At 36.5% G+C, this 11,472-nt stretch carries 15 protein-coding genes; all 15 read left to right on the top strand.

The features are described 5' to 3' along the window. Nucleotides 1-15 precede the first annotated feature (15 nt). Nucleotides 16-873: an ATP cone domain-containing protein gene (locus WC631_00755; protein MFA6227005.1), complete on the top strand. Its 858-nt coding sequence runs from the start codon at nucleotides 16-18 to the stop codon at nucleotides 871-873. Beyond that, the gene (locus tag WC631_00750; protein ID MFA6227004.1) at nucleotides 874-1,683 is read left to right on the top strand and encodes a PD-(D/E)XK nuclease family protein; all 810 of its coding nucleotides are present in this window, start codon (nucleotides 874-876) and stop codon (nucleotides 1,681-1,683) included. 28 nt (nucleotides 1,684-1,711) lie between these two features. Further along, entirely contained in the window at nucleotides 1,712-3,598 is a 1,887-nt protein-coding gene (locus tag WC631_00745) for an alanine--tRNA ligase (GenBank protein ID MFA6227003.1), read from the top strand. A 213-nt stretch (nucleotides 3,599-3,811) separates the two neighbouring features. Beyond that, entirely contained in the window at nucleotides 3,812-5,020 is a 1,209-nt protein-coding gene (locus WC631_00740) for a hypothetical protein (protein MFA6227002.1), read from the top strand. Next, nucleotides 5,013-6,383, top strand: a complete 1,371-nt coding sequence (locus WC631_00735; GenBank protein ID MFA6227001.1) for a hypothetical protein — start codon at nucleotides 5,013-5,015, stop codon at nucleotides 6,381-6,383. The genes WC631_00740 and WC631_00735 overlap by 8 nt, the downstream gene beginning before the upstream one ends. 60 nt (nucleotides 6,384-6,443) lie before the next feature. Further along, nucleotides 6,444-6,662, top strand: coding sequence for a translation initiation factor IF-1 (gene infA, locus WC631_00730; protein MFA6227000.1), 219 nt, complete (start codon nucleotides 6,444-6,446; stop codon nucleotides 6,660-6,662). 12 nt (nucleotides 6,663-6,674) lie between these two features. Next, the gene (gene rpmJ / locus WC631_00725) at nucleotides 6,675-6,791 is read left to right on the top strand and encodes a 50S ribosomal protein L36 (protein ID MFA6226999.1); all 117 of its coding nucleotides are present in this window, start codon (nucleotides 6,675-6,677) and stop codon (nucleotides 6,789-6,791) included. Nucleotides 6,792-6,841: 50 nt separating this feature from the next. Further along, nucleotides 6,842-7,222, top strand: coding sequence for a 30S ribosomal protein S13 (gene rpsM, locus WC631_00720; GenBank protein ID MFA6226998.1), 381 nt, complete (start codon nucleotides 6,842-6,844; stop codon nucleotides 7,220-7,222). Nucleotides 7,223-7,242: 20 nt separating this feature from the next. Continuing rightward, nucleotides 7,243-7,674 (top strand): 30S ribosomal protein S11, encoded by a 432-nt coding sequence (rpsK, locus tag WC631_00715; protein ID MFA6226997.1) that lies wholly within the window; start codon nucleotides 7,243-7,245, stop codon nucleotides 7,672-7,674. Between the two features lie 12 nt (nucleotides 7,675-7,686). After that, the gene (gene rpsD, locus WC631_00710; GenBank protein MFA6226996.1) at nucleotides 7,687-8,292 is read left to right on the top strand and encodes a 30S ribosomal protein S4; all 606 of its coding nucleotides are present in this window, start codon (nucleotides 7,687-7,689) and stop codon (nucleotides 8,290-8,292) included. A gap of 44 nt (nucleotides 8,293-8,336) precedes the next feature. Then, entirely contained in the window at nucleotides 8,337-9,293 is a 957-nt protein-coding gene (locus WC631_00705; GenBank protein ID MFA6226995.1) for a DNA-directed RNA polymerase subunit alpha, read from the top strand. A 10-nt stretch (nucleotides 9,294-9,303) separates the two neighbouring features. After that, entirely contained in the window at nucleotides 9,304-9,651 is a 348-nt protein-coding gene (rplQ, locus tag WC631_00700; protein ID MFA6226994.1) for a 50S ribosomal protein L17, read from the top strand. A gap of 8 nt (nucleotides 9,652-9,659) precedes the next feature. Continuing rightward, complete coding sequence (locus WC631_00695) at nucleotides 9,660-10,010, top strand: uL13 family ribosomal protein (protein ID MFA6226993.1); 351 nt, start codon at nucleotides 9,660-9,662, stop codon at nucleotides 10,008-10,010. A 1-nt stretch (nucleotide 10,011) separates the two neighbouring features. After that, nucleotides 10,012-10,419, top strand: a complete 408-nt coding sequence (gene rpsI / locus WC631_00690) for a 30S ribosomal protein S9 (GenBank protein ID MFA6226992.1) — start codon at nucleotides 10,012-10,014, stop codon at nucleotides 10,417-10,419. A gap of 201 nt (nucleotides 10,420-10,620) precedes the next feature. Continuing rightward, nucleotides 10,621-11,232, top strand: a complete 612-nt coding sequence (locus tag WC631_00685) for a nucleotide exchange factor GrpE (GenBank protein ID MFA6226991.1) — start codon at nucleotides 10,621-10,623, stop codon at nucleotides 11,230-11,232. Nucleotides 11,233-11,472: the final 240 nt, after the last annotated feature.

The raw sequence follows: 11,472 nt of genomic DNA, 5'->3' as shown, positions 1-11,472 counted from the left end.
TGTTATCATAAGGTCATGCCCGAAATATACATCGTAAAATCAAATGGCGAAAAAGAGCTTTTTGATTATAAAAAACTCGAAACTTCTCTTAGAAAATCTGGAGCAGATGATGGAATTGTAAGAAAAATAATATCCGATATCGGCACAGAAATAAAAGACGGCATGACGACCGCCGAGATTTATAAAAAGGCCTATTCTTTTTTAAAAAAAACACATAGACCGACAGCACTCCGATATTCTCTCAAAAAAGCCGTGGCACAACTCGGCCCAACAGGTTTTCCGTTTGAAAAATTCATTGCCGAGATATTCAAAGCCGAGGGATATGAGACAGAAACAAATAGGATTGTTAAGGGAAAGTGTGTTGAACATGAGATAGATATTGTGGCATGGAAGGAGGGTGAGCTTATTATGACTGAAGCCAAATTCCACACAGATTTTAGTCTCAAATCAGACTTAAAAATAGCTCTCTATGTGAAAGCAAGATATGATGATATTTTCGGCCAGAAATATGTGTTCGGCGGAAAAGAACGTGAGCTTACAGAGGGCTGGATTGTTACAAATACCAAATTCAGCTCCATGGCAATTCAATATGACCAGTGCCAACCCCAGCTTAAGCTTGTTGGTTGGAATTATCCTTATAATAATAACCTACATAACATGATAGAAAGACATGAACTTATTCCGCTTACCGCGCTTACAACGATCAATACCGCTGAAAAAAACATGTTTTTAGCACGAGGAATCATCCTTTCAAAGTCTCTTCTCGACGAACAACTTTTGAAAGATCTGAATTTTGACGATAAAAAAATCAGAGATATTAATCTGGAAATAGAGGAGCTTTGTAAACACTGTAGAATCCAGACAAAAAAATAAATGGCTTTTGAATACAAGAAAAGGACAAGAGGTTTATATGATCCAAACGACAAGGAGCCTTTTCGTCTTTCTCGTTCTAAAATAGATCTCTTCGTACAGTGCCCAAGGTGTTTTTACATGGATCAGAGATATGGAGTTGGCAGACCAGCTTCTTTTCCATTTACACTAAATAATGCGGTAGATCTTCTAATGAAAAAAGAGTTTGATATTCACCGATCTGCTAAAACCCAGCATCCGCTGATGAAAACTTATGGCATAGATGCCGTGCCATACGATGACCCTCGTATGGAGGAGTGGCGCGATGCTATGCGAAGGGGAATATCTTGTCTTCACAAGCCAACAAATCTAATTTTACGTGGAGGTGTAGATGATATTTGGATAAATAAAGCAGGTGAGTTGATTGTAGTAGATTACAAAGCTACAAGCAAAGATGAGGAGATTACTTTAGACGACGAATGGAAAGACGGTTATAAACGCCAAATGGAAATATATCAGTGGCTTTTCAAGCAAAATAATTTTAAAGTCTCTGATACCGGGTATTTCGTATATGTAAACGGCAAAACAGACAGAAAAGCTTTTGATGGTAAGCTAGAATTCGACGTAACAATTATCCCTTACAAAGGTAATACCGATTGGATAGAAAAAGTTATTATAGAAATGAAAAAATGCCTCGATGCCGATGTTCCGCCGAAAGCGGGAGATAAATGTGAATTCTGTGCTTATAGAAAAGTTGCCGGTCAGATACTTATGGATATTTCAAATGAGCAAAAGAAGAAAAAGGTGACAAAATCCGGAAGTACTCTCTTCTAAAAACCGCTAAATGTGTTATATTTGACCAATGAAATCCGCAGATATCCGACAAAGATATTTAAAATTTTTTGAAAAAAGGGGACATAAAATAATCCCTTCAGCATCTCTTATCCCTGAAAATGACCCTTCTTCACTATTCACAACAGCAGGTATGCAACCTCTCGTGCCGTATTTGCTTGGCCAGAAACACCCTGCTGGCAACCGCCTAGTAAATGTCCAAAAATGCGTTCGCACAGGTGATATAGACGAGGTAGGAGACAATCGCCATCTTACTTTTTTTGAAATGATGGGAAATTGGTCGCTCGGAGATTATTTTAAAAAAGAATCTATTGCTTGGAGCCTTGAGTTTCTCACGAGTAGAGAAGAAGGCCTTGGACTTGATCCGAAAAGGCTTTATGTAACGGTTTTCAAAGGTGAAGATGGCATACCGCGCGATGAAGACTCTATTTCAATATGGAAAGAAAATTTCTCAAAATTCAATATCAAAGCCGAAGTCGCAGGTACAGATGAAATTATAAAAGGGGACATAAAGATAATTCCTCTCGGAAAAGAAGATAATTTTTGGATTGCAGGATCTGTCGGCCCTTGCGGTGGAGACACGGAAATGTTTTATGATACTCGCCCAGAAGAAGGCGCTATAAACGGCAAGTTTGCCGACCTAGTAAAATCCGGCCGAATCATTGAAATCTGGAACAATGTTTTCATGGAATTCAATAAAGCCGCCGATGGAAAATACGAAAAACTCGCAAAACCAAATGTAGACACCGGAATGGGACTCGAAAGGACTACTGTTGTAATGCAAGGAAAGACTACAGTTTTTGATACTGACATCTTTGAAGAAATCCTTACTGAAATAAGAAATAAAGCGCAGAAAAAAGACGAAAGAGCGGAGAGAATAGTCGCAGACCATATTCGTTCGGCTGTTATGATAATCGCCGACGGAGTAAACCCGTCAAATACCGAGGCAGGATATGTTTTGAGAAGAATAATGCGAAGAGCTATAAGATTTATAGATCAACTAGGTATTCCAAAAGAGGAGATTCTGAATCTAGCAAAAATAGTGATTGATAAATTGAATTACGCTTATCCTTATCTTAAAGAAAAGGAAGGGGAGATTTTGGATGTGATTAAAAAAGAGGATGAGAAATTTAGGAAGACTCTTCAAAAAGGCTTAAAGATTTTAAATACAGAAATCACAGTGCAAAATTACATACCAGGAAAGGCTTTAACTGCTGTTGATGTAAGTGATGGTTTTACGCCGTGCAATCTAACTGGTGAATTCTTTTTTGATTTATACCAGAATAATGGTTTCCCATTTGAGTTAGCAATTGAAGAATTAAGGAATAAAGGAAGAATAATTCCAGATTGGGAGTTTAAAGAAATCGAATTTCAGTTTAATGAAGAGATGAAAAAACACCAAGAAATCTCAAAAGCTGGTTCCGAACAGAAATTCAAAGGCGGGCTTGCTGGCACAGGAGAAATGGAAACGAAATATCATACAGCGACACATTTACTTTTGGCATCATTGAGACATGTGCTGAAAGGCGAAATCGCGCAAAAAGGAAGTAATATCACCGCCGAGAGGATGCGTTTCGACTTTAATTGGCCGGAAAAAGTGCCGACAGATAAATTGAAAGAAGTTGAAAATCTAGTAAATCAAAAAATTGCCGAAAAAATCCCTGTCGAAATGAAAGAATTACCTAAAGAAGAAGCAAAGAAAATCGTCACCACGCTTTCTTTCGATCTTTCAAAATACGGAGATATTGTAAAAGTCTATAAAGTAGGGGATTTCAGCACTGAATTCTGCGGTGGCCCTCATGTCAAAAATACCGGCGAGCTCGGCCATTTCAAAATCGTGAAGGAAGAAGCTTCGAGTGCAGGTGTCAGAAGAATAAAAGCGGTTTTGGAAAGCTAAAATCATTCTGCAAGTAAGCGAGCGAGGATATTCAATTTTGAGAGTTACGGAGCACGGCGGTGCGAGTCTTAAGCAAATTTTCAGCAGAAAATTATGCGGGTCTCAAAATTGGATATCTGAGCGAGCTTTTAGTGAAGAAAGTGGGGTGGGGAGAGCGAATCTTGTTCGCTTATAAACATTGCATCTCCTCCTCTTGCGAGTTATAATTAACCCATGAATCTTTTTTCTTTCTTTAAAAAGAAATCTTCTTTGACTGTTGTCTTCGATATAAGAGAATTCACCCTCACCTCCGCTGTCACAAGAATCTACAAAAATAAAAAACCAGAGATACTATATTGCCAAGATTTCAAGATTGATGAATCAGAACTCATCTTATATAAAAAATACACAGCATCCCTCCTAAAGACTTTAGATAAAGGGATTACCGAGATGCATAGTATTATTCAGAAAATGGGTATTAAAGAAGAAATCGGACAATTTTTCTTCTTTATTGGCTCACCATGGGTTGTTTCTCAAAGTAAAGATATAAAATATACAAAAGATAAGGAATTCACAATAGATGATGCTTTTCTCAAACGTATTCTGGTAAGCCAAGAGAATAATTGGCAGAAAAATATAGAAGAGACGCAAGGGTCCGGTAGTTGGGAACTACTGGAAGAAAAGATAATTCAAGCCAAACTTAATGGTTATAAGGTGGATAAGATTTACGACAGAAAGACAAAAGATATTGAGATACATCTTTTTACATCATTCATTCCAAAAGAAATTATAAACAAACTGAATTCATATATAGAAGAAAAATTTGGCCAAAAAACTGATCAGCATTCTCACTCTCAGACCCTTTCTTCATTTACTTTTATGAGAGATCTCTTTCCCAATAGAAACAATTTTATTTATATAGATATTGGTAAAAAGATTACCGATATCTACGTCGTAAGAGAAGACATAATACATGGTATTTCATCTTTTCCATTTGGAGAGGACGCCATAATAGAATCTGTCTCAAAGAAAGAGGGTCTGACAAAGGAAATAATTCAATCACTTATAAATATTAAATCTCATGGTAAGTGCGACGAAGAATCCGAGAGAAAAGTCAATAATATTATAGATGATGGTCTGAGTATGTGGGTGGAAAAATTCAACGAATCAATACCAAAGATTTGCCTTGAAAAAGACGTACCATTTGAGATTTTCATCATAACTAATAGCGATCTATTAAATCTTTTCGTTGGTAGAATCAAGCAAGAAAACTACAACCATCCCGTGAGGATATACGGTAAAAAGCCAAGCATTACACAAATCTCTGAGGGGACATTTAATAATTTCATTATAAATGGAAAGATATTCAAGAAACAACCATTTATAAAGATGGATATCATTCTGTTAGATAAATTGGATAAACAAAAACCTTTATATGCCTAAAAAATTGATACAGGACATAATAGTCGACAAAAAGATAAGGACAAGAAGTGTGCGTTTTTCATCTATGGCAAAGACAAAGGAAGAGAGACCGATTCCAGAGAAAAAGGAACAAACAAAGATTCCCATAAGAAAGTTACCTCCAATAATAAAGAATGAGATAGATACAAGCAACGAGGAACCAGAAAAGATCTCAAAAAACTCTCAAATATTTTTGTGGATAATATCAGCCGTCTCTCTAGCGGCACTTATTTTTCTTGCATCATCATTCTTTTCTACAGCAAGTATCACTGTCACTCCAAAAAATAAAACCATAACCATAGACGATACTTATCAAGCAACATCAAAACAAAACACTAGTGGCTTACATTTTCAGGTTATGTCAATAAATAAATCAGAATCTAAGACGCTCGATACGGATGGGGAGGAAGATGTAGAAAGAAAGGCTGTGGGTAAGGCAATTATATACAATAACTATAGCCAGACTGTTCAAAGGTTAATAAACAATACTCGGCTTGAAACTACAAACGGGCTTATATACAAGATAAGAGAATCTGTAGATGTGCCTGGATATAAAATCGTAAGTGGAACAAAAGTCCCTGGGAGTATCGAGGTAGAGATCATCGCTGATGTAGCAGGAGACAAATACAATATGAAGATTTCAGACCTTAAGGGCGATTTCAAGATTCCAGGATTTAAAGGTAGTCCAAAATATACCGCTTTTTATGGAAGACTTAGCACTGATATAACTGGTGGTTTTATAGGAAAGGTGAAAAAAGTCTCTGAGGAAAGACTAATGGCAGGAAGGAATGAGTTAAAAGATTCACTGAAGACAGGGCTTTTAAAAGACTTGTATATACAGAAACCTGAGCAATTCTTAATTTTGAAAGATAATTATTTTATAAATTATACAGAAGGTAATAATAGTCAGGAAAGTGGTGCAAAATATATAATAACAGAAACAGGTACAATAAATGCAATTATGTTTGATAAGACGGAGCTCGCAAAAATATTCGCAAAAAATAAAATTAAAGATTTCAACGATAAAGATGTTAGCATCCTTTCTCCAGAAAATATTTCATCAATTATAATATCGAATACTGCAAGCCCATGGACGGAAGAATCACTCAAATTTAAATTTACAGGGAAGATAGAAATTGTGTGGAATTACGACTCAACAGCTATTCTAGATATGATTATCGGCCAAAATAAAAATGTAATAAATGAATTAGTAAATAATACATTCAAAGACTCGATTGAAAGTATTAAAGCTTCTATAAGACCACAGTTCAAACAGACTTTTCCAGAAAAAGCCAGTAAAATAAAGATATTTGACTCAATCAGAAATATAACAACGAGTAATTAACATTTAATGGCTTGACTCTTAACTGTTTTCTGATATCATACGAAGCGTTGTTTATTAAAAATGCAGAATCAAAAAATTAAGCCCTCTGCCATAGGTACGGTTATAGAGGCCTTTCCGAACACTCTTTTTAAAGTAAATTTGGAAGGAGAAAAAGGAGAGGTTCTTGCTTATTTAGCCGGCAAGATGAGAATGCACAGAATCAGAATACTTATAGGCGATAAAGTTGAGGTAGTACTCGACGAATATGGCGGAAAGGGAAGAATAACAAGGAGATTTTAATCAAAATAAAAAATGAGAGTAAAAGCATCAGTAAAAAAGATTTGTGCAAAATGTAAGACCGTTAGAAGAAAGGGTCGAGTTTATGTAACCTGTACATCGAACCCTCGACACAAGCAAAGACAAGGGTAGTTGATTTTTTCATCAAGAAATGCTATTCTAGCACTTCTATAAATTTTTATATGCGTATAGTAGGAATAACAATACCAGACAATAAAAGATTAAAAATAGGCCTAACGGTGCTTTACGGCATCGCTCAACCACGTGCCAAAATAATCTTGAAAGAAGCCGGCGTTGATCCAGAAAAAAAACCAGCAGAGATCACAGTAGATGAAGAAGCTAAGATAAAGAAATCTATTGAAAAGCTAAAAATTGAAGGTGACTTGAAGAGAGAAGTCGGCGCAAACATAAAGAGACTCAAAGATATCAAAAGCTACCGAGGTGGAAGACACGCAAGAAAGCTCCCAGCAAGAGGTCAAAGGACAAAAACCAATTCAAGAACACTTAGAGGTAATACAAGAAAGACTATGGGAACTGGAAGAAAAGCGGCTGATAAAAAATAATTAAATAATCAAAACGAACAATGGGTAAGAAAAGAATTGTAAAAACAGACGAAAAAGCTGGTGATAAGAAAGTGCAAACACAGCAAAAGGCAAGCTCAAAGAAAAGAGTTGAGTCTGGTACTTTGCATATACAATCTACGTATAATAATACGATGGTTCTTTTGACTGATAAAAAAGGCAATGCCCTTATGGCATCTTCCGCAGGAGCTCTTGGATTCAAGGGTGCAAAGAAGGGTACCCCATTTGCGGCTGCCAAAGTCGGAGAAGTGTTGGGTGAAAAAGCAGCCGATCTTGGACTCAAAGAAATAGATGTGATCGTAAAAGGAGTTGGTTCAGGAAGAGAATCCGCTATAAGAGGCTTTATTTCAAAAGGTTTCAATATTACAAATATCAAAGACGAAACACCGGTACCACACAATGGACCAAAGCCAAAGAAACCAAGAAGAGTTTAAAATTAAAAAATTATGATAACAGGACCAAGATATAAAATAGCAAGAAGATTAGGGCCAAGTATTTTTGAGAAGACACAATCCCAGAAATTCGCCCTAAGAAACCAAAAGAAAGATTTCGCTCCAAAAGGAAGAGCAAAGTCGGATTTTGGTATGCAACTTATTGAAAAGCAAAAAGCTAGATTTACATATGGCATCGGCGAAAGGCAGTTCAAAAACTATGTTAAAAACGCGGGAAGTCAAAAAGCAACAAATATAAATGAAGCTCTAGTACAAAGCCTTGAGAAAAGATTGGACAATGTAGTCTATAGACTTGGATTTGCAAAAACAAGACAAGCTTCAAGACAAATGGTTAACCATGGTCATATAGATGTAAACGGCAAGAGACATTCTATTCCTTCTTTCCAAGTAAAGATAGGTGATGTAATAACAATCAGAGAATCTAGCAAAGCAAAACCAATCTTTAAGGATTTAAATGAAAAATTAAAAGAAGCAAGGGTTCCTTCGTGGCTTGCTCTTGATGTAATTAAAAAAGAAGCAAAAGTTCAAGGTGCTCCAAAGATAAATCCAGCAGAATTCTCGTTTGATATTTCGGCCATATTTCAATATTACAGCAGATAAAATAATTAAAAAACTTTTTATAAATTATTAATTTAAATAAAAATATGCCTGATCAATACAAAATACTATTGCCATCAAAACCAAAGATAATCAAGGAAGAAGGTTTTTCTGGTGTTTATGAGATAGACGGTCTTTATCCAGGATATGGCCACACACTAGGAAATTCTTTGAGAAGGATTATTCTTTCTTCTATCCCTGGTGTTGCTATAACATCTATAAAGATAGACGGTGTTCAGCATGAATTTTCAACGATAAGCGGTATCAAAGAAGATGTTATAAATATTATTTTAAACCTAAAGAAGGTTAGAATAAAGATGCTCACAGATGAACCTCAAACAATCGAGCTTAAAGTAAAAGGCATTAAAGATGTTACTGCCGGCGATATAAAAGTCCCTGGTCAAGTAGAGGTACTAAACCCGGAGCAACACATCGCTTCTATCACAGATAAAGCTACAACCCTTGATATAGAGATGAGAATTCAGAAGGGTCTAGGATTTATACAAAAAGAAGAACACCAGAAGGAAAGAGTGGATATCGGCATGATTGCTTTGGATGCAATCTTTACCCCAGTAAAGAGAGTCAACTATGAGGTTGAGAATATGCGTGTCGGCGACAGAACAGACTTCAATAAACTTAAAATTTCTTTGGAAACAGATGGCTCAATATCGCCAAATGAAACTTTAGAGAAATCGATCTTCATAATGATAGAACAACTCAAAGCCATAGTGGGTTTTGAAGAACCAGTAGAAGAAAAAGAAGAAACAAAGAAAGAAGAAAGCACAGACGAAAAAGAAGTCGACTCAGAATTCTTAAAAACTAGAATAGAGACATTGGACCTTTCGGTAAGAACAATCAATGCACTTACAGGAGCAAACATCAGAACCGTCGGTGGTCTTGCCAGAAAGAAAGAAAAGGATCTTGATGATGTAGAGGGTCTTGGGGCAAAGGGTATCCAAGAAATCAAGAAGGTTTTGGGGAATTTTGGGGTTATATTAAAGTAGAAAATCAATCATGATACACAGCAACAAAAACAAACAACTAGGCAGAAAGAGAAATCAGAGGAACGCGCTCGTGAAGACTCTTGCTGTATCTCTTGTGAGAGATGGTAAGATCACGACGACAACAACAAAAGCCAAGGTTTTAAGAACATTTATTGAAAAGCTTGTTACAAAAGCAAGACCTGGTACTCTCGCAGCGATGAGGCTTGTAGCTTCAAGGATCGGTGTTTCTTCTGCTAAAAAGATGATAAAAGAAATAGCACCAAAATACAAAGAGAGAACCGGCGGATACACAAGAGTTACAAAGCTTGAAAGAAGACTCGCGGACGGCGCAGAAATGGCGGTAATAGAATTTATATAGAAAATTATATGGAAAAGAAAATTTACACAATAGATGCAGCGGGGGGTAAGCTAGGAAGAATTGCTAGTAAAGCAGTTGTCTTACTTATAGGTAAAAACTCAACCACTTATGCCAGAAACGTGGTCTTCAATGTTGAAGTTAAAATAACAAACGCCGACAAGCTTGATATAGCCGAAAATAAACTCAACACTGTTTATACAAGATACTCTGGATATCCAGGGGGTCTTCATGAGAAAAGCATGTCACAGATTATAGAAAAGCACGGAAAAGCTGGTATTTTGAAGCTAGCCATTTCCGGCATGATTCCACACAATAAACTTAAGTCAAAAATTATAAAGAATTTAATAATTACGGAATAATATGACAGAGACAAAGCACAAATACATAGAAGCGGTTGGTAGAAGAAAGACATCGATCGCAAGAGTGAGGGCTGTTCCGTCTGCTAAAAATTCTTTTGAAATAAATGGGGGTAAGGATATAGAAAGCTATTTCAAGACAGAGAAGCAAAGATTGATCGCAAATGAATCTATCACAAAATTAAAATCCCCATTAACGTTCTCATTTACAGCCATGATTTCTGGCGGGGGATTCAATTCACAAGCAGAATCACTTAGACTCGGTATTGCAAGAATCCTTATCAAGCACGATCCTGAACTAAGAAAGGAACTCAAAAAGCTTGGTTTCCTAGAAAGAGATCAGAGAGCAAAAGAAAGGAGAAAATTCGGTTTGAAGAAAGCAAGAAAGAGCCCACAGTGGTCAAAACGTTAAGAAAAATTCAAAAAATAAAACCGCTTATGATGCGGTTTTATTTTTTGAATACCAGGTTTTCTTTACGGTAAAAGGGTCCGCCGCCGCGGACTTCTGAACACAACTCGGCTTGCTCAATGGATTACCATTTCGCAAGCCGATCTCCGTTAATTAATAAGATTTCTTGATTCCACTCGAAAATATGATAAAATGGTCATACTTATGAATAAAGACGATAAAAACAAACGAAACAATGATGAAATCGTCTATGAAGACGATACAAAAGCCAAGAAAACAGCCAAACAAGCTGATTCTGATATAGTTCTCGACGAAGAAAATGATTCACTTGAAGCTCTTGTAAAAAAGCTCAAAGAAAAAGCCAAAATCCTTGAAAAAGAAAAGCAGGAATACATGAACGGCTGGCAGAGAGAGCGTGCTGATTTTGTGAATTTTAAAAAGCGTATGGAGAGCGAAAAAGTTGAAACGGTGAAATACGCCAATGAAAATCTTATCGCCGAGCTACTCACTGTGATAGAGAGTTTTGATATGGCTTTTTCAAATAAAGAAGCTTGGGAGAAAGTTGATAAGAATTGGAGAGTAGGTGTAGAGTACATCCATGTTCAATTTATGAAAGTCTTGAAAGAAAATGGCTTGGTAGAGCTTGACCCAATCGGAGAAAAATTTGACCCGATGAATCATGTCGCCGACGAATTAAAAGCTACGAGCAATGAAAAAGAAGATGGAATAATTCTTAAAGTAAATAAAAAAGGCTTTAGTTTGAATGGTAGGGTGATTGTTGCTCCGAAGGTGGTAGTGGGGGAGTTTAAGAAATAAAATATAATTAAAAATCGCCGCAACGAGAGGAACTTTCCTCCGTTGCGGCGATTACGCCAGCGATTTTTGTCGTCACAACAAATACCTGAATACACTCAGGATAAACAGGCTCCCGTAGAAAAGAAAGTCTGTCTCCTTTGAGATGTTTTTCTTCTGATACCGAGGACGAACGTACAGCATGTAGCCAATTGCATAGCAGATAATAAAAGAAGAAATAAACTCTTTCATCAAATCCTTCCT

Source organism: Candidatus Paceibacterota bacterium, assembly GCA_041663045.1.
Taxonomy (GTDB): Bacteria; Patescibacteriota; Minisyncoccia; order Phycocordibacterales; family GWA1-40-21; genus Bog-1340.
The sequence above is the reverse complement of the archived record's forward strand: the minus strand, read 5'-3'. Positions and strand labels throughout refer to the sequence as shown.

Excerpts from the sequence above, each read along its gene's own strand:
- WC631_00755 (MFA6227005.1), top strand. The coding sequence starts at position 16 with ATGCCCGAAATATACATCGTAAAATCAAATGGCGAAAAAGAGCTTTTT.
- WC631_00750 (MFA6227004.1), top strand. The coding sequence starts at position 874 with ATGGCTTTTGAATACAAGAAAAGGACAAGAGGTTTATATGATCCAAAC.
- WC631_00745 (MFA6227003.1), top strand. The coding sequence starts at position 1,712 with ATGAAATCCGCAGATATCCGACAAAGATATTTAAAATTTTTTGAAAAA.
- WC631_00740 (MFA6227002.1), top strand. The coding sequence starts at position 3,812 with ATGAATCTTTTTTCTTTCTTTAAAAAGAAATCTTCTTTGACTGTTGTC.
- WC631_00735 (MFA6227001.1), top strand. The coding sequence starts at position 5,013 with ATGCCTAAAAAATTGATACAGGACATAATAGTCGACAAAAAGATAAGG.
- infA (MFA6227000.1), top strand. The coding sequence starts at position 6,444 with ATGCAGAATCAAAAAATTAAGCCCTCTGCCATAGGTACGGTTATAGAG.
- rpmJ (MFA6226999.1), top strand. The coding sequence starts at position 6,675 with ATGAGAGTAAAAGCATCAGTAAAAAAGATTTGTGCAAAATGTAAGACC.
- rpsM (MFA6226998.1), top strand. The coding sequence starts at position 6,842 with ATGCGTATAGTAGGAATAACAATACCAGACAATAAAAGATTAAAAATA.
- rpsK (MFA6226997.1), top strand. The coding sequence starts at position 7,243 with ATGGGTAAGAAAAGAATTGTAAAAACAGACGAAAAAGCTGGTGATAAG.
- rpsD (MFA6226996.1), top strand. The coding sequence starts at position 7,687 with ATGATAACAGGACCAAGATATAAAATAGCAAGAAGATTAGGGCCAAGT.
- WC631_00705 (MFA6226995.1), top strand. The coding sequence starts at position 8,337 with ATGCCTGATCAATACAAAATACTATTGCCATCAAAACCAAAGATAATC.
- rplQ (MFA6226994.1), top strand. The coding sequence starts at position 9,304 with ATGATACACAGCAACAAAAACAAACAACTAGGCAGAAAGAGAAATCAG.
- WC631_00695 (MFA6226993.1), top strand. The coding sequence starts at position 9,660 with ATGGAAAAGAAAATTTACACAATAGATGCAGCGGGGGGTAAGCTAGGA.
- rpsI (MFA6226992.1), top strand. The coding sequence starts at position 10,012 with ATGACAGAGACAAAGCACAAATACATAGAAGCGGTTGGTAGAAGAAAG.
- WC631_00685 (MFA6226991.1), top strand. The coding sequence starts at position 10,621 with ATGAATAAAGACGATAAAAACAAACGAAACAATGATGAAATCGTCTAT.